Genomic DNA, 26,441 nt, shown 5'->3' with positions numbered 1-26,441 from the left:
TCTACAACAGCGTGTTACTCGTTCTGCTTCTTGAGGCGAGCAGTGCTGCGCTGGCGAGCAGACGCGTCAAGCTCTACCTTGCGAATGCGGATCGCCTCAGGGGTGACCTCAACACACTCGTCTTCACGGGCGAACTCAAGGCACTCTTCAAGCGACAGCTGACGAGGAGGCGTCATCGACTCAAACGTGTCAGACGAAGCCGCACGCATGTTGGTGAGCTTCTTCTCTTTCGTAACGTTCACATCCATGTCTTCTGAACGCGAGTTCTCGCCGATAACCATGCCCTCGTAGACCTCTTCGGTCGGCTGGACAAAGAACGACATGCGCTCCTGCAGGTTGATCATGGCGAACGGCGTTGCAACACCAGAGCGGTCAGCAACAATCGAGCCGTTGACGCGGGTAACGATTGCGCCAGCCCAAGGCTCGTAGCCGTGCGAGATAGCGTTTGCGATACCGGTACCACGCGTGGTGGTCATGAACTCAGTGCGGAAGCCAATGAGGCCACGTGCTGGAACGATGAACTCCATGCGGACCCAGCCGGTGCCGTGGTTCGACATGCCATCCATGCGACCCTTGCGAGCTGCGAGCAACTGCGTGATCGCACCGAGGTACTCCTCAGGAGCATCGATGGTGAGGTGCTCAAACGGCTCGTGGATCTTGCCGTCAATACGCTTGGTCACAACCTGCGGCTTACCAACCGTGAGCTCGAAGCCCTCGCGACGCATGTTCTCAACAAGAATCGACAGGGCGAGCTCGCCACGACCCTGAACTTCCCAAGCGTCGGGGCGGCCAACATCGAGAACCTTGAGCGAGATGTTACCGATGAGCTCGCGGTCGAGGCGGTCTTTCACCATACGTGCCGTGAGCTTGTGGCCCTTTACCTTGCCAACGAGGGGCGAGGTGTTGGTACCGATAGTCATCGAGATGGCTGGATCGTCGATCTCGATCATCGGCAGCGGACGAACGTCGTCGGCGTCTGCGATGGTCTCACCAATGGTGATGTCGGCGATACCGGCAACAGCAACGATGTCGCCGGGGCCAGCGCTCTCAGCGGGGAAACGGGTCAGCGCCTTCGTGAGCATGAGCTCGGTGATGCGTACGTTCTGCACGGTTCCGTCGTGACGAACCCAAGCGACCGTCTGACCCTTGTTGATCGTGCCGTGGTGAACGCGAAGGAGCGCGATACGACCGAGGAACGGCGAAGAGTCGAGGTTGGTGACGTGGGCCTGCAGCGGGTGCTCGTCGTCGTACTGCGGCGCAGGTACGTGCTCAAGGATGGCCTCAAACAGTGGCTCAAGGTCGTCGTTGTCTGGCAGGGTGCCATCGTTTGGCTTGTTGCGGCTCGCAGCACCGGCGCGGCCAGATGCGTAGACAACAGGAACGTCAAGGATGGCGTCGAGGTCAAGGTCTGGGTGCTCGTCTGCCATGTCGGAAGCGAGACCAAGCAGCAGGTCCTGGCTTTCCGAGACAACAGCGTCGATGCGGGAGTCGGGACGGTCGGTCTTGTTCACCAGCAGGATAACGGGGAGGTTGCTCTCGAGTGCCTTACGGAGCACAAAGCGGGTCTGCGGCAGTGGGCCTTCGCTCGAGTCAACGAGCAGAACTACGCCGTCAACCATGCTGAGCGCACGCTCAACCTCGCCACCGAAGTCAGCGTGACCAGGGGTGTCAACCACGTTGATGGTGACTGGGCCGTTGGTCGCGTGCTTTCCTTCGTAGAGGATCGCCGTGTTCTTGGCGAGAATCGTGATTCCCTTTTCGCGCTCAAGATCGTTCGAGTCCATCATGCGCTCGTCGGTCTCGAAGTGTGCGTCGAACGAGTTTGTCTGCTTAAGCATGGCGTCGACGAGAGTCGTCTTGCCGTGGTCTACGTGGGCGACGATCGCAACGTTTCGAAGGTCATCGCGGGTGGCCAAAGCCATAAAAGTATCCTCAGGAAGTTCTCAGTGGAGATGTGGCGATTGCCAACTTCCCTATCCTACGCGAATAATGAGGGTCACCCTCGTATTTATCAGTGACTTCTCAACATTTTTCCGTGCGGGCAATCCGAGAAAACTATCCGGTTACCCGCCACTGTGCCACATTCCAGAGCAAGCCAGGAGTGAGGGCGCCGGCATCAATTCCCGTGACGCCCGCGCGATGCACCACAATTTCCGGTTGCTGATAGAGCGGCATGCCGTAGGCATCCGCCCACAGCGTTTGCTCGATCTTGACGAGCGCGTCAACCGACTCTGTGCCGAGTGTTGGGTCGGTGAGTGACAAATTGACCTGTTCAAGGATGGCCGCCTGGTCCGCTGGTTTTGCCAAGACCGGCTTGCCGCCAGCCTGCTTCGAGAGTTTCAGGAGGGCAGCATCAACCGCCCCGTTGGCGTAGAAATTGAAGTTTGCCGGCGCATCCTTCGAACCGTAGCGGAGAGTCGGAGTCGTGACGGCGGCGTTTGTCTCCCACGCAAACAGCGACGCATCGTAGGCGCCAGGAACACCCAGTTTTGACAACCAGTCGTCGCTTGAGCAATCTGTGACCACAAACCCTGCCTGATCCGCGGAAGCCCGAATGAGCTCAAAGGTCGCAGCCCGTCTCGCGTTCTGCGCGTCAAACAAGATGCAAACGGTCGGCGACTTCACGCCGGCCGATGCCAGCATGGACTTGGCCTTGTCGATATTTGGCTTGGCAAAGGCGGCCACACCGGAGTCGGCAGCCAGTGTCTCCTCGTTGGGGTGCCCCTGCGGAAGGAGGAAGGTGTCACGCGGGGTAGCGTCCGCATCAAACGGACCAATCAGCGAGTCAACGATCTCTTGCCGAGGCACGGTCATCAAAAACGCTTGGCGCACCTCTGGTTTGTCAAATGTACCGTTTGCTGATCGGGCAAATTGCAGGTCAAGATGTTCAAACAGGCTGCCCTGTCCTGAAGTCAGGATGACGTCGCTCTCGTCGCTTTTCGCCGCCTTCATCGCGGTCAACAATTCGTCGGTTGGGGCAACAAGCGCCACGTCAAGATCTCCACCGGCAATTGCCTCGATGGTTCCAGAGACATCGCGGTCAACGTCAACGAGGATCGTTTCGATTGAGGCCCTGCTCGACCCGGCATAGTTGTCGTTTGCGGTGAGCTCAAGCGTCTCACCTATTGCGGTGACCGAATATGGCCCGGTTGCGACGAGCTGCGTGGCGGCATCCGTTATCTCGCTCGCGACAAATCCCGTGCTCCACTGCCGCGAAATGCTCGCGAGGGCCGCCCGGTCATTGTTCTGGATAGCGGCGAGGATCGCGTTCTGGCCCTCGGTAGCGTCAGCACTTCCGAGCGCTTGAGCGGCCACGACGTGAGCGGGCACGCCAATGTCAAAGATCAGACGCCAGTCAACAACAGGCTCATCAAACACAAGGGTGACCGCACCCGTTTTCTCGTCAACAACGGGGGTCGTTGCCGCGTGTTCAAGGCCGTTTGGCATCCCATCAAAGAACACCGTTTTTCCGGTAAATGCGGCGGTGGGAAGTCCGCTCTCTTGATCGATAAGCGCTTCTCGTTTGGCTCCGCTGTCGTTCAGCACGCCCGAAATCCCTGCCCAGGCGAGCAGCAAGTCGGCCGGCGAGACCGCAACACCGTCGGACCAGGTTGCCGAATCGCCGAGTGTGTACGTCACGGTCAGCGGGTCAAGCGAGTCAACACTCACATCGCCAAAGGACTGGTTCAACACTCGCTGCTGCTCAGCATGCGGCTCGAAAAAGCCGCCGTCGGTGGCCGAGAGGACACCCTGATTGCTGGGGCTGTCACCAAAAACGGTCTGCGCGTTAAACGAAGTTACCGGTTGTGGTGTTGCGATACGAAGCTCGGAACCGGGGGTTGGACCGCTGGTACAGCCGCTGAGCACGGCGACAACAACGAGTGCTGCCATCGCCGTGCGAAACGGACGTCGAATCACGCTACCCCTGGTTCTGTTCCGCACGCACCAGCTCGCTCAGACGCTCGCGGCGGGCGGCCTGCTCAATCGGATCTGGCACAGGCAACGAAGCCAACAACCGCTGGGTGTATGGATGCGTCGGGTTCAAGAGCACTTCTTCTCCCGTGCCCTTCTCTACGAGCTCGCCCTTATAGAGCACCGCGATACGGTCGGCGAGCAACTCAACAACCGCCAGGTCGTGGCTGATGAAGAGAGCCGCGAAGCCCAGCTCCCGCTGCAACTCGGTGAAGAGCTCAAGCACGCGGGCCTGCACCGAAACGTCAAGAGCCGATGTGGGCTCATCAGCAATCAGCAGCTTTGGATCGAGCGCAAGGCCTCGAGCGAGGCTTGCGCGCTGGCGCTGTCCACCGCTCAGTTCGTGCGGGTATCGGTCGCCAAACGCCTTCGGCAGCTGCACGGCCTCAAGCAACTCGTTGACCCGCTGGCGAGCATCCTTTGCGGACTTCGCACGCCCGTGGATAATCAGCGGCTCTGCCACACACTCGGCAATGGTCAACAGCGGATTGAAACTCGAAGCCGGGTCCTGGAACACAAACCCAATATCGGCACGAGTCTTCTTGAAGTTGCGCTCTTTGAAGCGATACATCTCGTTGCCAAGCACCTGCAGCGATCCGCCACTGATGGGGCCAAGCCCAGCGATGGCGCGACCGATTGTGGTCTTGCCAGAACCGCTTTCGCCAACAAGGCCAAGCACCTCTCCTGCGCCAATCTCGAAGCTAACGGAGTTGACGGCACGGAAGGTTGGCTGACCGAGTCGTCCGGGATACTCAATCACGAGGTCTTTCGCGACAACGAGTGGGGCCGCGCCGGTGTTGGCGGTGTCGCGCTCTACCTGACGTGACTTTGCCGCCTCGACACCCTGCCCAAGGTGAGGAACTGCCTCAAGCAGGGCCTTGGTGTAGTCGTTCTGTGGTGAGGCAAACAGCGTGTGGACGTCCGCATGCTCAACAACCTTGCCCTGGTACATCACGGCAACATCGTCGGCGAGGTCTGCAACCACGCCCATGTTGTGGGTGATGAGCACGATCGCCGTGCCAAACTCGTCGCGGCAGCGGCGCAGCAGGTCGAGGATCTCGGCCTGGACGGTCACATCGAGCGCCGTTGTTGGCTCGTCGGCAACGATCAAACCTGGGTTGAGCACCAAGGCCATCGCGATCACGATTCGCTGCTTTTGCCCACCAGAGAACTGGTGTGGGTAGTAGTCGATTCGCTTCTCAGGCGACGGGATGCCGACCTTGCCCAGCATCTCGATGGCAAGCTCACGCGCCTCTTTTTTGCCGAACTTGCCGTGGGCGCGAAGCCCCTCGATGATCTGCCAACCAACCGTATACACCGGGTTCAGAGCCGTCGACGGCTCCTGAAATACCATCGCAACGTCGGTTCCACGGATGTCGCGCAGGCGCTCCCCCGTCAGCCCGATCACGTTGCGTGTTTCCGGCCCTCCGTTGTGTTGCAAGAGGATTGCGCCCGAGGCCGTTGCGGTATCGGGCAGCAGACCGAGGATGGTTTTTGCGGTGACGGTCTTGCCACTTCCGGACTCCCCCACGATGGCAAGAACCCGACCGGACTCGACGGCAAGCGAGACGCCATCCACGGCTTTGACAGCCCCAGCGTCGGTCGAAAAGGCGACCTCGAGGTTTTGTATCTCTACAACGTTAGACATTATGAGTTCTCCGAACGGTCGGTCTCGTCGGGAAGCATTGGCAGCCCGGCCGAGTCTTCGGCTTTGCGTCCTTCGTCAACAACCGAATCGGTTGCCCCGAGGAGCCCGTCATCGGTGAGGTTGGCGTCCTTCTCAGAAATCGATGAAGCAGAGATCGAAGAATCAGCTGTGGACTGTGCGGCGCCCGTTGACGTCGCGGCAACGGCTCCCGAGCTTGCCTTGACCCGCTTGCGACCGCGAAGGCGCGGGTCAGCAAGGTCGTTGAGGCTCTCGCCAACGAGTGTGATGCCAAGAACCACAAGCACAATCGCGAGGCCGGGGAAAATGCCCGTCCACCAGATGCCGCTCGTGACATCCGAGAGTGACTTATTGAGGTCGTAGCCCCACTCCGCCGCCGAGTTTGGCTCGATACCAAAGCCCAAGAATCCAAGGCCGGCAAGGGTCAGGATGGCTTCGGATGCGTTGAGCGTGAACACCAGCGGCAGCGTACGGGTCGCGTTGCGGAAGACGTGTTTGAAGATAATTCGTCCGCTGCTCGCACCGAGGACCTTGGCAGACTCAACAAAAGCCTCCGTCTTGATCCGCACGGTTTCGGCGCGAACCACTCGGAAGTACTGGGGAATGAACACAACGGTAATCGAGATGGAGGCCGCAAAAATACCGCCCCACAGGCTCGACTGACCTCCGCTGATCATGATGGACATCACGATCGCGAGTAGCAGTGACGGGAAGGCATACACGGCGTCGCAAACGACCACGAGTACACGGTCGATCCAACCGCCAAAGTAACCGGACACGAGGCCAAGAATCACGCCGGCGAAGATCGAAAGCACAACGGCAACAATGATCACGAGGAACGCGGTCTGCGAGCCCCAGATCACGCGAGAGAAGACGTCGTATCCTCCGACGGTAGTGCCCCAAATGTGATCAGCGGATGGCGGCTGCTGCGAGCCGAAGCTGCCGTCTGGCCCCTTGAGCTGGCTGAAGCCATATGGTGCGATAACGGGCGCAAGCAACGCGGAAAGGAGAAACGCCGCCGTCAGGATGAGACCGGCAATCAGCATGCCTCGCTGAAGGCCAACGCTGCTACGCAGCTCACGGATGATGGGAAGCTTATGCCAGCCGCGTTCGTGTGACGGTCGTGCCGCCGCGGGAGTTGGAACGGTGAGAGCCATGATTAGTACCTCACTCTTGGGTCGATGAGCGCCGCAATGATGTCGACGATGAAGTTGGTGAGGGCCACGATCACGGCGAGCAGGGCAACAATTCCCTGCACGGCAACGAAGTCGCGGGCGCCCAAATACTGGGCAAGCTGGAAGCCGAGGCCACGCCATTCAAACGTGGTTTCTGTGAGCACCGCGCCACCGAGCAGCATGGCTATCTGAAGTCCCATCACGGTAATGATTGGGATCAGTGCTGGCTTATAGGCGTGCTTCCGAACAAGACGAAATTCGTTCACGCCTCGCGAACGAGCCGAATCAACATATTCGCGGCCAAGCGTGCCGATCACGTTAGTGCGGACCAGGCGAAGGAACACGCCCGCTGTGAGCAAACCGAGGGTCACTCCTGGCAGCACGGCGTGACTGAGAACATCGCCAATTGCGGCCGGTGTTCCCACTTGGAATGCGTCGATGATGTAAATACCCGTTTTACTGTCGAGCAGCTGCATCTTGAGCTCAGTGCCGACCGATGCCCGCCCAGATACGGGGAGCACCTTAAGCCAAACACCAAAGATGAGTTTCAGGATAAGACCGGCAAAAAAGACCGGAGTCGCGTAGCACAGGATGGCAAAGATGCGCAGGAGGGCATCAGGGTAGCGATCGCGGAAATAGCCGGCGACCATGCCGAGCGGGATACCAACGATAAACGCAACGATCAGGGTGTAAAACGCGAGTTCGAGTGTTGCTCCACCATACGTGAGCAAGACCTCGGTCACGGGGCGGTTATCCGTGAGCGTGTTGCCAAAGTTGCCGGTGAAGATCTGGCCGAGGTACTCGAAGTACTGGACGAAGATCGGCCGGTCGTAGCCTGCGGCAGCAACTCGCTCAGCAAGCTGGTCTGGGCTGAGACGCCCTCCGAGAGCCGCAGAGATGGGGTCACCAATGCCGCGCATCAGGATGAATACCATCGTGACAAGGATGAAGATAGTCGGGAAGATCAGCAGGAAGCGCCACAGAATGTATCGACCGAGCCCGCCTCCCTTGCGCTTAACGGCAGGAGCTGCCGGGGTTCCCGTGGCAGCTGGCGGCTGCGACAGGGTTTCGGTCTGAGACATGGGCCTCGTTACTTTCAGAATAAGTGGTGTGGAGCGTCAAGAGGGGCGGTCCGTCTTTGCAGAACGGGCCGCCCCTACAAGTTGACTAGAACGACTCTAGCCGAAATGCAAAAAGACGTGAGTCATTATGCAGCGTGAGCAGCAATTACTTGCTCAGCGGGCCAAAGCGGAACTTGAACGATGCGTCAAGCGTGTCTTCGACACCCTTCACATCCTTCACTGCAACCGCAACCTGGGTACCCTGCGTGGTTGGCAGGGTTGAGAGGTCAGCGGCCACGAGGTCCTGAATCTGCTCGATCTTGCCAATACGCTCGTCGCGGTCAACCGTTGCAAGCTGCGAACGGATGAGCTCGTTGACCTCTTCGTTGCTGTAGTGGTTCATGAGGAAGCCACCGTCGATGAAGAAGGGCGTGAGGTAGTTGTCGGCGTCGGAGTAGTCAGGGAACCATCCGAGCTGGTGCAGCGGGTACAGGTCCTGAACGCGGTCCTTGTTGAACTGCGTCCACTCTGTTGCCTGCAGGTCAACCTTAAACAGGCCACCCTCTTCGAGCTGGCTCTTGATGAGCGCGTACTCCTCGGCGCTGGATGCACCGTAGTGGTCGGGGTTGTACTGCAGGTTGAGCGTCACGGGAGTCTCGACTCCTGCGGCCTTGAGGCGCTCGGCTGCGCGGGCCCCATCCGGTCCACCTTCACCGTCGCCGTAGAGTCCCTTGAGCGACTGGGTCGCTCCTGGGAGTCCCTCTGGAACGTAGGAGTAGAGCGGGGTGTAGGTTCCCTTGAAGACCTGTTCAGACAGTGCGTCACGGTCGATCAGGTCGGCAGTCGCCTGGCGAACGGCGAGTGCCTTCGCTGGGTCGGCTTCTGCGGTCGTTGCGCCAAACGGCTGCGTGTTGAAGTTGTACACGATGAAGCGGATTTCTCCACCAGGACCCTTGTAGACCTTGAGGTCTTCGTTCTTTGCGAGGTCTTCAACATCGGTGGCGGATAGCTGACGGGTTGCAACGTCAACGGCCTTCTCCTGGATAGCCAGACGCAGGTTGTTCTCGTTGGTGAAGTACTTCACCGTAACGTCGCTCGTCTTGGGAGCGCCAAGGAGGCCGTCGTATCCGTCAAACGCCTTGTACGAAATGAGGTCGTTCAGCTTGAACGACTCAATCGTGTACTGGCCGGCAAACGGCTTTTCTTTTACGATGTCCGCGTCAGCAAGAACCTTGTCAGCTGGGAAGACGTCTTCGTCAACGATAGGAGCTACTGGGCTCGAAAGCACCTGAGGGAACGTCTGGTCGTTCTCCTGCTTGAGGTGGAATACAACAGTCGTGTCGTCGACGGCTTCGGTGCTCTCAAGGTTTTCAAGCAGACCCCATGGTCCGTTATCGTCCTTGATCTTCAACTGGCGGTCAAACGTGAACTTCACATCAGAAGCGGTGAGGTCGTTGCCGTTGGCAAACTTGAGTCCCTCTTTCAGCTTCACGGTGTATTCCGTCGGTGCGGTGAACTCGGCCGACGTCGCGATGTCGGGCTCGACCTCTGCGCTGCCGTACGGGCTGTTCATGAGGAACGGGTAAACCTGGATCATGACCTGCCATGAACCGTTGTCGTATGCCGCTGCCGGGTCGAGCGCGAATACTGGGTCGCTCGTGCCGATGGTCAGGGCGTCACCCGACGACGAATCGTCGGAGCTGTCGCCGCCAGCGCAGCCGGCAAGAACCAGCGCGCTAGCGGTAATGAGGGCTGCCGAAGCAAGGCCCTTCGTGGTGCGAGTCAATTTTCCTCCTGAAAGAGACGACAACGGGCACAACATTGCCCCCGTTGACGTGCTTGTGCTGTATCCCAAGATTTTAGTGAATATCTCTAACAAACTCTCACACTTCTGTATGAACCGTTACTCAATTGTTCCCCGTTGCCATCTCGGATTGGATATTTCTTCCACGCCGACACGGGAGCTCACTCCCCTAAACTGCGTGTATGACGACGAACAGTGCGGCTGAGGCGGCCGCCCCAGCCGCGAAGAGCGCCACATCCACCCCTCCGTTGACAAACGGTCGCTTGTGGAGCGAGATCCTCATCGTGCTTGGCCTCTCGCTTGGGGCGTCTGCGGTGTACTCCATCGTGTCAATTGTGAACCGCCTCACCAGGGAGGAGGCGCTCTCAGACCAAAGCGCGACCATCAACGAGTCGATGTCAGAGCGCCCCATATTTGACCTGATCTACCAGCTACTCTCCATTGGCTTTGGGCTGGTGCCCGTCGCACTCGTGTGTTATCTCCTTTGGTCTGCGACCAAACCGCACCTGTCACGCCTTGGGCTCGGCCAGCGCGGCCTGGCAAAGGACGTTGGCCTTGCCTTCGCGCTGTCGGCTGCCATCGGAATCCCAGGCCTCGCCCTCTATCTTGGCTCGCGAGCGCTCGGAATCAACACTACGGTTGTACCGACGGCCCTCGATACCTACTGGTGGACGGTGCCCGTGCTCATCCTTGCGGCGCTCAAGGCGGCCCTGCTCGAAGAGATCATCGTCGTCGGCTACCTCTTTGCGCGGCTTCGTGATCTCGCCTGGAAACCGTGGCAGATCATCCTCGGCAGCGCGGTGCTCCGCGGCAGTTACCATCTCTATCAGGGATTCGGGGGGTTCATCGGCAACGTCGCAATGGGCCTCGTCTTTGGGTATTTCTACCAGAGGTTTGGGCGCACTCGTCCGCTCATCATCGCGCACTGGATACTCGACATTGTGAGCTTTGTTGGATACTCGTGGGCCGCCCAGACGTTCCCAGAACTGTTTGGGCTCAAGTAGGCCATTACCGTTGAGGGCGCCTCGCTTCCGAGAACCGGATGCTCCTCGTTGGCGCCTACTCCGCGCGCTGCGTCAGGACAATCGGACCATCAGCGGTGATCGCGATGGTGTGCTCTGAGTGCGCCGTTCGACTTCCATCGGCGCTCTTCAGCGTCCACCCGTCGGCCGCCGTAACAAGCTTGTCGGTGCTCTGCATAAACCACGGCTCGATTGCGATCACGAGGCCTTCGCGCAGCGGGTAACCGCGCCCTTGGCGTCCATCATTCGCAACGTGCGGGTCGCCGTGCATGGTCCGGCCGACACCGTGACCACCAAACTCGAGGTTGACGCTGAGCCCGGCATCCGCAGCGACCGAGCCAATGGCATGCGAAAGATCTCCAGTCTTATTGCCAACGACGGCAACCTCGATTGCGGCCGCGAGCGCTCGCTCGGTCGCGTCGATGAGCGCAAGGTCGCGAGGGTCTGGCGTACCGACCACAAAACTGATCGCGGAATCTGCAACCCACCCATCCACGCTGGCCGCGAAGTCAAGGGTGAGCAGGTCACCGTCTTGCAGGCTGTACGAATGCGGCTTGCCGTGGAGCACGGCATCGTTGACCGAGGTGCACAGGACGTATCCAAAGGGTCCAGAGCCGAAGGAAGGCGCGTAATCGAGGTAGCACGACTCCGCACCCCGCTCGCGGATGAGACGGTGCGCAATCTTGTCGAGCTCAAGAAGATTCATACCAACCGTCGCGCGCTGATGAAGCGCGGTCAGGGTTGAGGCGACAAACTCCCCCGCCGGCTTCATCGCTTCGATCTCTGCCGGCGTGCGTAGTTCAATCATTGGATGCCCCTCCGTTGTGCCCACTCTTCGGAGGAGGGCGCGTTTCTGTACGCGTACAAGACTAGTGTTGGCGCGACGGCAAACATACTTGAGCCGAGCACGACCACCAGTGGCACCCCTGGCGAGCAGTGTCGTTTGACCCGGCACATGGCACAAATACCCCCTTCCACGAGCCGACATCATTCGAGGGCGGGATATCCACCGTCGTTGCGGGGAAATCAGGTGGATTTCCCGCCCTCGATTGGGATCGCACCGATGTATACCCCCGGGCGGTAGGGTCGCGGGTGGGGTGTCGGGTTTGTGGGTCTGTGAGGATGTGCAGTTGTGCGATCGCGGGGGCGTGCGTTCGTTTGTGCCTTTATACATGCGTGTATTTGTGTATTTGCGCGTTTGTGGGATAGGGCGTTCATGCGTGTGTGAGATAGGGCGTTCATGCGTCTGTACATTTGCGCACTTGCGCATTTGCGGGATCAGGCGTGGGTGAGATCGTGCGTGCGTACGTACAATCGCGGGATCGGATGTGGGTGGGAACGTGCGTGCGTACGTGAGTTCGAGCGTGCACAGGTGCAGGTACGCAAGGGCACGAGCGCGCTTTTGCACAAGTACACGAGTACCTGGGATCGCGAGTGCGCGGATACCCAAGGATACAAGCGCGCACGGGCGTCAGATCGTGCGCGCGTGGATAGATGGGTTCGTGCGTTGGTTCGTAGATCCGTGACTTCGCATGATCGCAGGTATGGGCGAGCGTTTCGAAAGTGCCGTGCGCATGAGACGAACACCAGACGCACACCCAGAGCATGCCATCCCTGACGCGCGACTGATGCTACTGGCAACTTCGAGGTCGCAATTAATGCTGGATTTTCTCGAAAATGCAGCATTATTTGCGACCTCGATTAGGTGAGGGCGCGGGACCGGGACCGGGACCGGGACGAGCGTGCCAGCACGGGCAGTAGTTCAGGCAGCAGAACCGGTACGCCCGTCAGAAGTGGCCGTGGTTGCTGAAGCGAGAAGTTGCGGTGGCTCAGCCCCGAACTGACCGCAAATGGCAGTGAAGCATCAGACAACAAGCAACAAGCAACAAGCAACAAGCAACAAGCAACAAGCAACAAGCAACAAGCAACAAGCAACAAGCAACAAGCAACAAGCAACGAGCAACGAGCAACGAGCAACGAGCAACGAGCAACGAGCAACGAGCAACGAGCAACGAGCCGACCATACCGGGCCGGGCCGGGCCGGGCCGCGGGAAACGAACGCGTCCGTTAACAGAGATTGCCGCGGGATAGGAGGACTAGTATGTCCTACCCCGCGGCGCGGTTCTGCGAGATACCTTGGGGGGCTGTTACCTCGCAGAAGCAACACAACCGCAACGCCGCACTGAAGCAGCGGAGCATCGTTGGTTATGTCTCTTAGTGTTCCAACCGCGAGAATGATTACACGGTTTGCTAAAAAGTTTTCTGGTACAAAGAAGGAGGACCCAGCAGGTTAGTGCTGAGTCCTCCCCGCCGGCGCTATTTGTCTCCGGCTTTATGGGTTCCCCGTTTGAGAATCTTCCCCTTGAAGAAGTCTGGTCGGATGCGGGACTGCACGATCATCGTCACGATACCGGCAAGAATAACCGTCATTCCGAGCACAAAGACCAGCCCGACGCCAAACACTTCTTTGCCTGAGCCGAACGACGGCTGCATGCTATCGATCGTGGTTTGGATAAAGGTGATGAACAGGATCACACCACCAATGCCGGGAAGGATGATCTTGGCCAGTGCATCCTTCCAGGAGCTGAAGGCCGTCTTCCTGAAGTAGGCAACACTCGCAAGGGCCGTAACACCGTAGTAGAAGCACACCATCATGCCGAGTGACAGGATCGTGTCCCACAACGCGTCTTCGCTCACCACGCGCATGATGGCATAAAACACCGAGGCAACAGCCGACGACACCAGCAGCGCGACGTGCGGCGACTTGAAGCGGGGGTGGATCTTGGCCAGCTGTGGAGGAAGCGCCTTGTAGTGGGCCATCGCAAGCAGCGTGCGGGCTGGCGATACGGCGGTCGACTGGATCGATGCCACTGAGCTCAGGAGCACCGCAAACGCGAGGAAGATAGCGGCACCGCCCATCACGGGATGGGCAAGGGCTGCAAACACGTTCTCGGCGATCTTTGGATTGCCGAGGCCGGTCGGCCCGTCGCCAACGCCGGCAAACGAAACCGCGGCGGTCGCGAGGGTCACGTACAGCACAACAAGCATGATGATGAGGATGGTCGCCGCTTTGCTTGCGGTTGAAAAGCGCCCCTTAGACTCTTTGGTTTCTTCGTTCATCGTGAGCACGGTATCCCAGCCCCAATAGACAAAAATCGAGACCGCGATGCCGGCCGAGAACACGCCAAAACTGCTGACTTCGAGCGGGTTGAACCAGGAGATATCAACCGGGATAGACTCGGTGTTTTTTGGGTCGGCCGCGCCAATAAACATCGCGACGATGAACCAGACAAGCACCGCCATTTGGAAGGCAACCGTGACGTACTGAAAAATCTTCGTTGAGGTCATTCCCCGGTACGAGATGACGGTAGCCATCGCCATGAACCCTAGACACGTGGCGATGTTGATACCAACATTGTCACTCAGCTCAGCAATCGACGGATTATTGAACATGATTGACAGGGCCAGATAGAGGAATTCAACCGCGATACCTGCCAGGTTCGACAGTACAAGAACGGTTGCGGCGATGAGTCCCCACCCGCCCATCCAGCCGATCCATGGGCCAAAGGCTCGCGTTCCCCAGGTAAACGAGGTTCCGGAGTCTGGCATCGAATCATTAAGTGCCCGGTAGCCGAGGGCAACCAGGAACATCGGGATGAAGCCCATGAGGAAGATGGCCGGAGTTTGGACTCCAACTTCGCTTGCTGCCGGACCAACGGCCGCGGTCAGCGTGTAGGCGGGTGCACAGCATGACAGGCCAATGACCAGGGCGCCGAGCACACCAACGGTCCCCTGCGGCAGCCCCTTTTTGGTGATGCCGCTGTCGTCAATTGTTGACGGTTGTTCCACGACGTTTGTCACAGTAGTTATCCCTCCCCTTCGAAGGATTCGAGGTTAAGTTCGTCGGCACTGACGAACGGGTTGAGGTGGTCTGGAATGGTGTATTGCCGAGGAACCACAACCATCGGAACCGGCAGCACCCTCAGCATCTTGTTTGCGGTGCTCCCCATGAAAAGCTTGCTGCGCTCGGCAAGGCGGCTTGAGCCAACAATGACAATCTCGCTGTCATCCCAGTCAAGGGTCTCGACGGCCTCTTCGATAGTTCGACCGTGTGCCGCAAAGGCTGTGACGTCAATCGCGCCTTCAACCCTCGCCAGCACATCCTCTCGGATTCTGTCGGCGTGACTCTGCGCACGGTCGCGGGCGTCTGAGCTGCTCGTGTCAAGGGCAAGGAGCGAAATAATACGAAGTGGGATGTTGCGGTTCAGCGCGGATGTGATGGCAACTTCAAGAGCATCATCTGCTCCTTGCCTGTTGCCAACTGCGCTCGTAATTCTGGAGATTTCCCGAGACGGTTGGTATCCGAGTGGGGCGATGGCAACCGGCGTGGTTGAAGCGTGCAGGAGGCCGTTTGCCACGCTGCCAACAGTTGAACGCTGAAAAAGAGCGCCCTTTGCCGTGCCAATCACGATCATGGCCGCGCGTTGTTCGGCGGCTGAAGCCATGAGTCCCTCGGCGAAAGAGTGCGCGTATCTGATCTCCGCCGTCGTGTTGATACCTTCGGGAACCAACGCGACGCCCTCGATCAGCCACGTTTTCGCTTGACCGGCCAAGATATCGTCATAATCGTTTGTTGGCGGATACACCGCCTGAAACGGCTCGTTTGGTGGAAGCACCATGACCAGGCTCAGCGTGGCCTCTTGGCCCCGCGCGAACGCCACAGCAAGATCGATGGCGTTACGACCCCTGTCGTCTGCCGTGTACCCAACAACGTATCTCATCACGCGGACCTACCGCTTCCTCAGCCGCTGGCTGCTTCAACTCTGAAACATGGCGCCTCTCGCTCGACGGATGCTGTCGCGCGAGGGGTGTGACCATGCTACGACGGTTTCGACGTTTTCCATAGCTTTTTTTGAAACCGGCAATGCTTTCCGTTGCTTTGTGTGCAAAATACAACGAAAAGCGAAGCAAACATTCGTTAGGACAAGCCACCTGCCCCGTTTCACCACGAACGCATCCCACCCCCGCCAGTCCCCAAAACAAAAATGGTGCCCTTCTCCTCTGCGGAGAAGGGCACCAAATGCCTTCTGCGGACGAACGAATCGGCCTAGCTACAACGCCTGGTTGAGCCGGTGATACGCGGCATTCCATCGCACCTCTCGCTCAAACCCACGCAGCGTCGTGTCCTCGTCAATCAGCAACAACTCAACACCGGCCATGTCAGCAAAGTCGGTGAACACCTCAGCGCCAACCTGCGTGCTCATGACCGTGTGGTGAGCCGCGCCGGCAACAAGCCACGCGGCGGCCGACGTCTCGAAGTTCGGACGCGGACTCCAAACGGCCCGGGCAACAGGGAGGTTTGGGAGCGGTTCAGGCAACGGCACAACATCCACAACGTTTGCCGTGAGCCGGAACCGGTCACGCAAATCAGACATGGCCACAACAATTCCCTCACGGGCATCCGCGTCAAAAACCATGCGCACCGGGTCTTCCTTGCCACCGATTCCCAGCTCATGCACTTCAATCCGTGGACGCGTCGTCGTCAGGCTCGGGCACACCTCGAGCATATGAGCCCCGAGCACGCGCTCCCTGCCAGGCGTCATGTCATAGGTGTAGTCCTCCATCAGGGATGCGCCGCCAGGCAATCCGGCTCCCATCACCTTTGCCGCACGCACCAAAACGGCAGTCTTCCAGTCTCCCTCTGCGCCAAATCCATAGCCAGCGGCCATGAGGCGCTGCACAGCGAGGCCCGGAAGCTGGCGGAGTCCGCCAAGGTCCTCAAAGCTAGTGGTAAAGGCACCAAAGCCCCCTGCTTCGAGGAAACTCAAGAGCCCAAGCTCGATACGAGCCGAGTATCGGAGTGACTCGTGACGCTCGCCGCCGCGGCGGAGCTCATCGGCAACGTCGTAGAGGCGCTCATATTCGGCAACAAGGGCGTCAACGTCCGCGTCGGTGGCGGCATCAACGGCCTCAACTAATTCGTTCACACCCCATGTGTTGACCTGAACGCCAAAGCGGATCTCCGCCTCGGTCTTATCACCCTCCGTGACCCCAACAAACCGCATGTTATCGCCAAATCGTGCGAGTTTCAGCGTATGCACTGCTGCCCAGCCAGCGGCAGCGCGAGCCCACGCGGCAACCTTTGCGACCACGGCCGGGTTTGATACGTGCCCAACAACCGTCTTCCTGGCCACACCGAGACGGGTCAGCATGTACCCAAACTCCCGGTCGCCGTGGGCGGCCTGATTCAGGTTCATGAAATCAAAGTCGATGGTCGCCCACGGCAACTCCACGTTGTGCTGGGTATGCAGGTGCAGCATTGGCTTTCGCAGGAGGTCAAGACCTGAGATCCACATCTTCGCTGGCGAGAAGGTATGCATCCAGGTGATGACGCCAACCAGGCGATCATCGGCGTTTGCGTCGAGCACCTGACGACGGATCGCCGCGGGGTCGGTGAGCACCGGCTTCCAGACCACCCTAATAGGCATGCCTGCGGCATCGGAGAGTTGGGCTGCGAGGTCAAGCGATTGTTCAGCAACCTGCCGAAGCGTCTCTTCGCCATACATAGCCTGGCTACCGGTGAGGAACCAAACCTCGTAGTCATCGAGGGAAGTTGTGAGAGGAGTTCTCGTCATGTGAGTACTTTCGTGTTGTCAGAGAGATAGAAATTAGTGTTGGCCGTAGACATGCTGGTAGCGATGAAACAGGGAATCAATGCGGTCCTGTGGAATCGACACAAGCTCGCCACCGCTTCGAGCGACGTGCACCGTGCGGGCCACATCCTCGAGCATGACCGCGGCTTTCACCGCATCGCTTGCATCGCGCCCGATCGTAAACGGACCATGGTTTTGCATGAGGACGGCCCGCGACCGGTGACCGGTCAGCGTTTCAACGATGCCTTTTCCGATTGAGTCGTCGCCAATGATGGCAAATGGACCAATCGGGACGTCGCCACCAAACTCATCCGCCATAGCCGTGATCACGCACGGAATCGGCTCGCCGCGCGCCGCCCAGGCCACGGCGTAGGTCGAGTGAGTATGCACAACTCCCCCAACCTCAGGCATATTGCGGTACACGTAGGCGTGCGCAGCCGTATCACTTGACGGTGAATTCTCGGAACCGAGCGTACCCGCAACAACCACGCCGTCGAGGGTGCAGAGGATCATGTTCTCCGGGGTGAGGTTGTCATAACTCACACCGCTCGGCTTAATGACCATGAGTTCGTGCCCTGGCACGCGTCCCGAGATGTTCCCCCCTGTCCACGCCACGAGTCCGTATCGCACGAGCTCAGCATGGAGCTCTGCAACCTCAGCGCGAGTCGCGATGACTGCCGAATCCAAATCAAGCGTGTGGGTGTTCAACGGGTCGCTCCTTCTGCAACAGGGGTGATAGACGCTGCATGTTTTGTGGCGAAGACCTCGCGACGCATGGCAGAAAGCCGATGCATCACGCCCTGTCCGCCCGCGGAGGGCTGTGATTCTGTGCCGCCGCCCCGCCCAAAGGTGTCGTGCAGCAAGGTGTACTCGGCGAACAGGCGATCGTAGGCATCCGCCCGTTGCTCGTCTGGCGTATAGACGGCACGCTGCCGAGAGCCCATCGCGGTGCCAGCCTCGCCAACAGAGGCATAACATCCGGCGGCAACCGCGGCGTGAATTGCCGAGCCGAGGGCAGGGCCCTGATCACTTCCAATAATCGAGATTGGCATTCGCAGAACATCCGCGTAAATCTGCATGAGAAACGCATTTCGGATAAGCCCGCCTGCGGCGATGAACTCGGTCACGGGAACGCCGCTCGCGTTGAACGTTTCAACAATTGTTCTTGCGCCAAACGCGGTCGCCTCAAACAGCGCGCGATACACATCCTGAGGTTCTGTGGTCAGCCTGAGACCAAGCACCACTCCGGAAAGCTCATGGTCAACAAGCACCGAGCGATTTCCGCTGTGCCAGTCGAGAGCGATCAACCCGTGCTCGCCAACCTCTTGTGCAGAGGCAAGGTCAGTCAGGTACTCGTGGATACTGACGCCTTGGCGCTCGGCCTCCGCAACGTATGCCCCCGGAACTTGATTGTCGACAAACCAGGCGAAGATATCGCCAACGCCTGATTGTCCAGCCTCGTATCCGTAGAGGCCGGTAATAATGCCGCCGTCGACCACGCCGCACATGCCGGGAACATCCGCGAGGACATCCGAGTTCATGACGTGACAGGTTGAGGTGCCCATAATCGCTACCATCTGGCCGGGCTCAACCGCCTGGGCCGAGGGCGCTGTGACATGCGCGTCAACGTTGCCAACGCTCACCGCGATGCCGGCGGGCAATCCTGTCCACGCCGCCGCGCGCTCGCTCAACCCGCCGGCAGAATCACCAAGCTGGCCGATCGTGTTGGCAACCTTCGTCTCGGCAAAACCCGCAAAATCCGGGTTGAGCGCACCGAGGAAGTCACGGCTCGGATATTCGCCGTCCTGCAGGATGCCTTTGTACCCGGCCGTGCAGGCGTTGCGCACGTAGACTCCCGTGAGCTGCCAGACAATCCAGTCGGCAGCCTCGACCCAGTGGTCCATGAGTGCGTAGAGCTCTGGGTCCTCTTCGAGCAGTTGCAGCCCCTTGGCAAACTCCCATTCGCTTGAGATAAAACCACCATATCGAGGCAACCAGGCCTCACCGCGTTCGCGCGCAAGGTCGTTGATACGGTCGGCATGCGACTGTGCCGCGTGATGCTTCCACAGCTTGACGTACGCATGGGGACGAAGCTCATTGCCAGGCACCTCGTTGAGCGGCGTACCGTCCGCAATTGTTGGCACCATGGTGCACGCTGTGAAGTCCGTTCCGATTCCGACAACAGTTGACGGGTCGATTCCGGCCGCGGCGACGGCATCCGGAACCGCCTGTTTGAGCACGTCAACGTAGTCGGACGGCACCTGCAGCGCCCAGTCCGGCGGCAAGGTTACGGTTCCTTCGACGCCGTCGACCGCGAGCTCACGGTCGAGCACGGCGTGCCGATACGGATGGACTGCGCTGCCGAGGTGAGCCCCGTCGGACACGCGGATGACGACGGCGCGGCCGGACAGGGTGCCGTAGTCGACCCCAATCACGTGGCTTTCTGGCTGCGCTGCCTGAAGAGTCTGATCGGTCATGAGTAACTTTCTGTTGCAGTTATCAGGGGAACGCTTTGGGCAAATTTGCTGAAATAACAGCGATGTGAACGTTCACATTTATCACCAAAAGAGAGGCGCTCTGGGTTTCCCCTCGCGCCTCTCTTGATTCTACGGGCCAGCAGGCGCTGCCTGCTGCTCGCGCATCCACCACTCAACCCCGGCCGCGTCAATCGGCATGGCATCCGAAATAACCTCGGAGCCGGTAGCCGTCACCACAACGTCGTCCTCGAGACGCACACCGATGCCACGAAGTTCTGGCGGAAGCGTCTGGTCAAAGTCGTGGAAGTACAGGCCAGGTTCAACCGTCAGCACCATTCCCTCCGTCATCGACCCGCCCTGATATGCCTCGTAGCTCGACTGGGCGCAATCGTGCACATCGAGTCCAAGGTGGTGGCCAATTCCGCACACGAGGTAGCGACGATGCTGCTGGCCGGTTGGGCTCAGTGCTTCGTCGACCGACACGGGGAGGATGCCCCAGTCGTGCAGTCCCGTTGCGATGACCTCCATTGCTGCAACGTGGAAGTCGGAAAAATCGCGACCCGGCTTGACCGCGTCAAGTCCCGCCCTGTGCGATTTCTCAACCAGGTCATGCACCTGGCGCTGCACTGGGCTGAAGGTTCCGGATGCGGGAAACGTGCGCGTCACATCCGCGGTGTAAAAGGCGCGCGTTTCGACGCCCATGTCAAGCAGCAGAACCTCGTCCTCAAGAACCGGTCCGTCACAGCGAACCCAGTGCAGGGTTGGCGCGTGCCGTCCGCTCCCAACGATTGTGGAGTAGCCAGGACCATTTCCGTGGGTGCGCGCGTATCGGTCAAACGTTCCCTGTAGCCAGCGCTCTCCCCCGCCAGCGATTGCGTTTGGCACCTCTCGCAGGACCTCAGCAAATCCCCCGACCGTTGCGTCAACAGCGCGGCGAAGCTCAGCTATCTCCCACGCATCCTTGATCATCCGCAACTCGGCGAGGGTTCGCCCAAGCGTCGCAGACACGGGGATGCCGTTCACCGCCGCGTGGTTCGAGCCGGTATGGCCGGTGAGTTCAAATCCGTTGACACCGCGCAGATCTGTCTCGAGCGCAGAAAGCGGCTTCACCGTTACCTGCAAGGCTTCTGCCCACTCTGGCATGCCAGGAGCGGCCCCAACCCACAGTTCGCCATGAACCGCGTCAGCAAAGAAACCAGGCTCGCCCGGATACGCCGGCGCCGGAATGTAGACGGTTGTGTCGTGCCCTCCGGCAGTTGGCAGCATGACAACAACTGCGTCTTCGACGTCACAGCCGGTCAGCCAAAAGAAGTCGCTGTCAGGCCGAAACAGGTAAAACGAGTCGTTTGCGCGTACCGGTGCACGACCGGCGAGCACCACAATCGGCGTTCCCACATACGACGCACTCAGGCGTTCGCGGTGGGATGCGGCCGCCGCCGCGACCCCAGGTTCAACCGGAGCCGTGCGATCCGGTGTTGACCAGCCGGTGCCCATGTACTCAACAAAGCTCGGGATTTGAGCCAAGCGAGGAATCTTTGGGTCCGGGGTCTTTGGGAGCGGCATCGAGGATGCTGTTGACTGCTCTGACATTACTTGCCTCCTGTTGATCCGTTGTTGCTCGTGTCGCCGGTGTCGCCTCCACGGGAGGTGACATAGTTGCGCAGGTATGGGAACACGGTTGGCGATCCGATGCCGTCGTGCTCAAACTCGTTGGTCACCCAGGCGTGGGTGTTCCCAACGGTGGATGCGGTCTCCAGCTGGAGTCCGGAATCCACATACATGTCGTCGAAGTAGACGGCTGCTGCCACTGGCACCTCGTTGCGTGCAAGCACGTCGAGGTCGTAGAGCCGGCTCCAGTCTTCCACCGACGACAGGTATTCAACGGCAGGTTGGAAAGGCTTGAGTGCCCGGATCTCGTCGAACATCCACGGGAACATCATCTCTCCCGTGAGGAGCAGCGGTCTGGCAGATTCCGCAAACTGCGGCAGTCGTTCAATCTCGCGCTGAGCGGCCCAACCGGTGGCGCCAGCGCCCTCGTTGCCGTAGATGCTCTCCTGCAGGGCAGCAAACAACGGGGCACTCGCATGGCTGGTCAGGTTGGCGACCTGAGCCAGGAACGTATCGCTGAGCTCGTCGCCGTCGCTGCCAACAAATGCCTCGTCAATGAGCCAGTGCACACGCTCGAAACCCGGCTTCATCCCAAAATCGATGCCAACCGTTTGCAGCCGGCGAACGGTCAAGAGGTCACCGTCAGGAAGGAATACGTCGCCAACACTCAGCCGGTCGGCAATACGGGCAAGCTGGGCTTCGTCCTGCGGGAACCGTGCATAAAACTCTCGGTTCTTTGCTTCGGTACGTGGGAACGTTCGGCGATACACCTCTGCAGCGTCAGGCGTCACGCTTGCAAGCCCGCCAGTGACGTAGCAGGCGCGCAGCCCCTCTGGCGCCTGCGAGAGGTACGTCAGCGTGAGGAAACCGCCATAGCTCTGTCCAAGCGTCGACCAAGGCTTGCCACCAAACACCGTCTTGCGAAGGTGCTCGGCGTCGGCCACGATCGAGTCGGCACGGAAACAGCGCAGATAGTCTGCCCCAGCCTCCGCCGTCTCGAATCGTTCCATCGTGCGGCCTTGGACATTGGAGCTTCGTCCGGTGCCTCGCTGATCAAGCAGCACAACACGATATGACTTCAGCGCCTCGCCTATCCAGCCGTCGGCCGCGAGCGGACGGGGACCCTTCCCGCCTGGTCCTCCCTGCAGGAAGACCAGGTAGGGCATGTCATCGGCCACGCGCGTTGGATCAACGAGCTCGCGGGCAAACACGGTGATGGTCTCGGAGTTGCGGTCATCCCACCACTTGAGCGGGACGACCACCTCATGATCGGCTACCCGAAGCCCAGGGATGGTGTACTCGGCCGTGATCATTCGTTGGCTCCTTCTGCGTGTTGCTGGTGGAGCAGGCGCTGACGATCCCACTCAGGGTTAATGCGGGGAACGGCGGCGAGCAGGGTCTTTGTGTACTCGTGTCGCGGATTCGTGAAGATCGTGTCGCGATCACCCTGTTCCACAATCGCTCCCTGACTCATGACGGCAACCGTGTCGGCAATCTGTCGGACCACCGCAAGGTCGTGAGCAATAAACATGTAGCTCAGCCCAAGATCGCGCTGCAAATCTTGGAGCAGAGTGATGACCTTTGCCTGCACCGAAACGTCGAGGGCCGACACCGCCTCATCACAGATCACCAGTCGAGGGTTAACCGCGAGCGCGCGAGCAATCCCGATGCGCTGGGCCTGTCCTCCAGAGAACTGGAACGGGTAGCGCTGCGAATGATCGGGGTTAAGCCCAACACGATCCATGAGGTCCTTCACCAACGCCTTGTTTCCCTTAGGCGCTTTCTTGCCCTGATAGGCAAGCGGGGCCGAAATGATCGTCTCAACCGTATGCTTCGGGTTGAGCGATGAAAACGGATCCTGGAAGACAACCTGCACGTCGCTGCGGAAGGCCGCGAGCTGCGCCTTATTCGTGCGCGTCACATCCTCGCCTTCAAGCTCAATCGTGCCGCTTGTTGCGTCAAGCAGCTTTGCCACCATGCGCGCGGTTGTTGACTTTCCGCTGCCTGACTCGCCCACAACCGCGAGCGTCTTGCCACGCGGTACGTCAAAGCTCACGTCGTTCACCGCGCGGAATGTGGTCTTCTTGCTTGAAACCCCGCTCCCGCCGGTGGTCACAAAATCTTTGACAAGATTTCTGGCAGAAAGGATGTTGTCGGTCAGCGTGATTCGTGCCGTGACCGGCGGGCGGTTGCGCATCATTCTCCTACCCCTTTCAGCTGCTGGAATGGATCATCGATTCTGGGCAGCGCTTCAAGCAACGCCTTGGTGTACTCTGCCTGAGGTCTGCTGAAGATCTGCTCGGCGGTTCCGTACTCGACCTGATGACCGTCTTTCATAACGGTGACGTCGTCGGCGATTTGGCTGACCACGGCAAGGTCGTGAGTAATGAACAGCATGCCTGAGCCGTACTGTTCCTTGAGCTCATTCAGCAGGTCAAGGATCTGCGCCTGAACCGTCACGTCAAGCGCGGTTGTTGGTTCGTCAGCAATCAGTAACTCTGGCTCAAGACACAGCGCCATGGCGATCATGATGCGCTGCCGCATGCCGCCAGAGAACTGGTGCGGGTAGTGATCGACCCTTCGCGCGGCATCCGCAATCTTGACCCGATCGAGAGCCTCGATGGTCGCCTTGCGGGCGGCCTTGCGGCTTCCGCCACGGTGGGCCCGGTAGGCCTCTTCAATCTGGAGCCCAACCGTGTAATACGGGTTGAGCGATGACAGCGGATCCTGGAAAATCATGGCGATTCGCTCGCCCCGCACGCGGCGAAGGTCTCGCTCAGGCATCCCAAGCAGCTCTTTGCCCTTGAGCTTGATACTGCCGTGCGCCTCGACCCCACGTGGGAGCAGGCCCATGATGGCTAGCGAGGTCATCGATTTGCCGGAACCAGACTCACCGACGACGCCGAGGGTCTGGCCCTCGTGCACCGTGAAGGTTGTGTCGTGAACAAGCGTGAGCTCGCCGTCTTCAGAGGGCACCGTCACGCTCAGGTTTGTAACCTCAAGCAGCGGAGTTGCGGTTGTTGACGTTGTGGTTGTCTCAGCATTGGTCATTTTGAGGTCACCCTCACTCTTGGGTCAAGCACGGTATAGAGGATGTCGACCACAACGTTGCCAACCACCACAAAAGCAGCGGCGAGCAGCGTGACGCCCATGATGACGGGCTGGTCGTTCTTGGTGATCGAGTCAGCCGCGAGCTTTCCCACACCGTTCAGGCCAAAGACGGTCTCGGTAATCAGGGCGCCACCGAGCAGGCTCGCGAAGTCCATACCGAACAGCGTGACAACCGGGGTGAGCGACGGGCGGAGGGCGTGGCGGCGAAGGACGAGCCCACCAGACAGTCCCTTTGCCCGCGCCGTGCGCATGAAGTTCTCGTCGAGGGTATCGATGACGTTGGTTCGCACGATCCTCGTGTACATGGCGGCGTAGGCAAAGGCCAGCACCAGCCACGGCATGAGGTACGACTGGAACCACCTGAGCGGGTCCTCGCTAAACCCAACCGCGGTTGGGAACGGCAGCCACTGCAGCTGCACGACGAGCACGTACTGCATGAGCAGCGCAACAAAGTAGTTCGGCAGGCTCATTCCGGTCAGGGCAATACCCATCGCGGTCTTATCCCACCAGGTGCCCTGCTTGACGGCCGAGATGAGGCCACCGCTGACGCCCATGAGCAGCCAGAGGATGCCGGCGCCAACGGCGAGCGTGACCGAAACGGGGAGGCGACTCGTGATCATGGTCAGCACCGACTCGTTGGTCTGGAAGCTGTAGCCAAGGCAGGGGGCTGCACAGGTGACGGCAGACGCGCCCTCGCCGTAGGTGCGACCAACAAAGAAGCCCTTGAAGAACTCCCAGAACTGCACCCAGAAGGGCTGGTCAACGCCCAGTTGGGCGCGAATCTGGTCAATGCGCTCTGGCGTGCAGGTCTTGCCACAGATGAGTACGGCAGGATCTGGCGAGAGTACAAAAAAGATGACGTAGGTGAAGAGGCTCACCAAGAACAGCACGCCAACGGCGGCTGCGAGGCGTCGAAGGATATAGAGCGGCATTATTTCTTAGCCTTTCCGTCGAGCGCCTTCTGCAGGTTGTCGCCAAATACGGTGAACGAGAACACCGTGAGGAACAGGAACACACCAGGCACCATGAAGTACATGGGATCAACCGCGTACCAGCCAACAGCGGAGTAGATCATTTGACCCCACGACGGTGTTGGCGGGACAACACCAACGCCGAGGAAGGAAAGACCAGCCTCCGTGCCGATGAATCCCGGAATAGCGAAGGTCACAAGCACGATAATCGTCCCGCGAAGGTTCGGGAGAATCTCCCGGAAAATGATCTTGGTATTTGACGCGCCACTCGCCCGAGCGGCCTCAACAAACTCACGGTTGCCAAGCGACATCGTCTGTCCTCGCACGATACGCGCCGTATACGGCCAACCAAAAATACTGAGGACAAGCACCAGCAAGACAGGCCGGTTCCCGGCAGGAAGCGCCGAAAGCAGGGCGATCATAAAGATGAGCGATGGGAACGCCATGAGGAAATCCATCAGGCGAGAAATGGCCGTGTCGACCCAGCCCCGGTAGTATCCCGCAAGAAGTCCGAGCACAACACCGATGACGGTTGTGACCACGGTTGCTGAGGCAGCGATCGTGAGCGAGACCCTGGCACCATAGGCGATGCGCGCAAAAATGTCTCGACCACTCTGCGGCTCAACACCAAACCAGTGATCGGCGCTGATGCCGCCGGCAGGCCCGATAGGAAGACCGCCCATGTCTGGGTCAATCGCGCTGGGATCGTACTCAAGGGGCCCCCAGCCGGTGATCTTCACCAGCAGCGGGGCAAACAGTGCCAGCAGCACTATGAACACGATGAACAACACACTCGCAACAACAGCGGGTGACTTGCGCAGGGTGTCGAACACTCGTCGGGCCGGGGTGGGAGCAACGCCAGATGGCGCTGCTCCCACGGTGTCAGCCGCGACGGTCAACTCGTTTGGGACCGTCGACACT

The 26,441-nt window shown here is 59.6% G+C and carries 19 protein-coding genes; 1 reads left to right on the top strand and 18 read right to left on the bottom strand.

The window, feature by feature from the left end; translation table 11 throughout:
- Positions 1–14 precede the first annotated feature (14 nt).
- From typA to FHX76_RS00940, 6 genes are all read right to left on the bottom strand, one after another.
- Complete coding sequence (gene typA / locus FHX76_RS00965) at positions 15–1,922, bottom strand: translational GTPase TypA (protein ID WP_167146713.1); 1,908 nt, start codon at positions 1,920–1,922, stop codon at positions 15–17.
- Positions 1,923–2,055: 133 nt separating this feature from the next.
- Entirely contained in the window at positions 2,056–3,918 is a 1,863-nt protein-coding gene (locus FHX76_RS00960) for an ABC transporter substrate-binding protein (protein WP_167146710.1), read from the bottom strand.
- A gap of 1 nt (position 3,919) precedes the next feature.
- Positions 3,920–5,620: a dipeptide ABC transporter ATP-binding protein gene (locus FHX76_RS00955; RefSeq protein WP_167146707.1), complete on the bottom strand. Its 1,701-nt coding sequence runs from the start codon at positions 5,618–5,620 to the stop codon at positions 3,920–3,922.
- Positions 5,620–6,795: an ABC transporter permease gene (locus FHX76_RS00950; protein ID WP_208402396.1), complete on the bottom strand. Its 1,176-nt coding sequence runs from the start codon at positions 6,793–6,795 to the stop codon at positions 5,620–5,622. Before FHX76_RS00950 ends, FHX76_RS00955 begins: the two co-directional genes overlap by 1 nt.
- A 2-nt stretch (positions 6,796–6,797) precedes the next feature.
- Positions 6,798–7,895 (bottom strand): ABC transporter permease, encoded by a 1,098-nt coding sequence (locus tag FHX76_RS00945; protein WP_167146704.1) that lies wholly within the window; start codon positions 7,893–7,895, stop codon positions 6,798–6,800.
- Between the two features lie 145 nt (positions 7,896–8,040).
- Positions 8,041–9,696: an ABC transporter substrate-binding protein gene (locus tag FHX76_RS00940; protein ID WP_167150194.1), complete on the bottom strand. Its 1,656-nt coding sequence runs from the start codon at positions 9,694–9,696 to the stop codon at positions 8,041–8,043.
- Between the two features lie 164 nt (positions 9,697–9,860).
- On the opposite strand from FHX76_RS00940, the gene FHX76_RS00935 reads away from it, so the two are divergent.
- On the top strand, positions 9,861–10,682 hold the full coding sequence (locus FHX76_RS00935) for a CPBP family intramembrane glutamic endopeptidase (RefSeq protein WP_167146701.1): 822 nt from the start codon (positions 9,861–9,863) through the stop codon (positions 10,680–10,682).
- Between the two features lie 55 nt (positions 10,683–10,737).
- Here FHX76_RS00935 and map read toward each other — a convergent pair whose 3' ends face one another.
- From map to FHX76_RS00875, 12 genes are all read right to left on the bottom strand, one after another.
- Positions 10,738–11,508, bottom strand: coding sequence for a type I methionyl aminopeptidase (gene map / locus FHX76_RS00930; RefSeq protein ID WP_167146698.1), 771 nt, complete (start codon positions 11,506–11,508; stop codon positions 10,738–10,740).
- Between the two features lie 1,508 nt (positions 11,509–13,016).
- Entirely contained in the window at positions 13,017–14,561 is a 1,545-nt protein-coding gene (locus tag FHX76_RS00925) for an amino acid permease (protein WP_167146695.1), read from the bottom strand.
- Between the two features lie 5 nt (positions 14,562–14,566).
- Positions 14,567–15,481: a universal stress protein gene (locus FHX76_RS00920; protein WP_167146692.1), complete on the bottom strand. Its 915-nt coding sequence runs from the start codon at positions 15,479–15,481 to the stop codon at positions 14,567–14,569.
- A 330-nt stretch (positions 15,482–15,811) separates the two neighbouring features.
- The gene (araA, locus tag FHX76_RS00915) at positions 15,812–17,335 is read right to left on the bottom strand and encodes an L-arabinose isomerase (protein ID WP_167146689.1); all 1,524 of its coding nucleotides are present in this window, start codon (positions 17,333–17,335) and stop codon (positions 15,812–15,814) included.
- A gap of 33 nt (positions 17,336–17,368) precedes the next feature.
- The gene (locus FHX76_RS00910) at positions 17,369–18,061 is read right to left on the bottom strand and encodes an L-ribulose-5-phosphate 4-epimerase (protein WP_167146685.1); all 693 of its coding nucleotides are present in this window, start codon (positions 18,059–18,061) and stop codon (positions 17,369–17,371) included.
- Entirely contained in the window at positions 18,058–19,830 is a 1,773-nt protein-coding gene (araB, locus tag FHX76_RS00905; RefSeq protein ID WP_167146682.1) for a ribulokinase, read from the bottom strand. Before araB ends, FHX76_RS00910 begins: the two co-directional genes overlap by 4 nt.
- Before the next feature lie 129 nt (positions 19,831–19,959).
- On the bottom strand, positions 19,960–21,420 hold the full coding sequence (locus FHX76_RS00900) for an aminopeptidase P family protein (protein WP_243848560.1): 1,461 nt from the start codon (positions 21,418–21,420) through the stop codon (positions 19,960–19,962).
- Positions 21,420–22,751, bottom strand: a complete 1,332-nt coding sequence (locus FHX76_RS00895) for an alpha/beta fold hydrolase (protein WP_167146679.1) — start codon at positions 22,749–22,751, stop codon at positions 21,420–21,422. The genes FHX76_RS00900 and FHX76_RS00895 overlap by 1 nt, the downstream gene beginning before the upstream one ends.
- Positions 22,748–23,638, bottom strand: coding sequence for an ABC transporter ATP-binding protein (locus tag FHX76_RS00890; RefSeq protein WP_167146676.1), 891 nt, complete (start codon positions 23,636–23,638; stop codon positions 22,748–22,750). The genes FHX76_RS00895 and FHX76_RS00890 overlap by 4 nt, the downstream gene beginning before the upstream one ends.
- Positions 23,635–24,489, bottom strand: coding sequence for an ABC transporter ATP-binding protein (locus FHX76_RS00885; RefSeq protein WP_167146673.1), 855 nt, complete (start codon positions 24,487–24,489; stop codon positions 23,635–23,637). The genes FHX76_RS00890 and FHX76_RS00885 overlap by 4 nt, the downstream gene beginning before the upstream one ends.
- The gene (locus FHX76_RS00880; protein ID WP_167146670.1) at positions 24,486–25,481 is read right to left on the bottom strand and encodes an ABC transporter permease; all 996 of its coding nucleotides are present in this window, start codon (positions 25,479–25,481) and stop codon (positions 24,486–24,488) included. The genes FHX76_RS00885 and FHX76_RS00880 overlap by 4 nt, the downstream gene beginning before the upstream one ends.
- The gene (locus FHX76_RS00875) at positions 25,481–26,440 is read right to left on the bottom strand and encodes an ABC transporter permease subunit (RefSeq protein ID WP_167146668.1); all 960 of its coding nucleotides are present in this window, start codon (positions 26,438–26,440) and stop codon (positions 25,481–25,483) included. The genes FHX76_RS00880 and FHX76_RS00875 overlap by 1 nt, the downstream gene beginning before the upstream one ends.
- Between the last annotated feature and the right edge of the window lies 1 nt (position 26,441).

Source organism: Lysinibacter cavernae (assembly GCF_011758565.1).
Classification (GTDB): domain Bacteria; phylum Actinomycetota; class Actinomycetes; order Actinomycetales; family Microbacteriaceae; genus Lysinibacter; species Lysinibacter cavernae.
The sequence above is the reverse complement of the archived record's forward strand: the minus strand, read 5'-3'. Positions and strand labels throughout refer to the sequence as shown.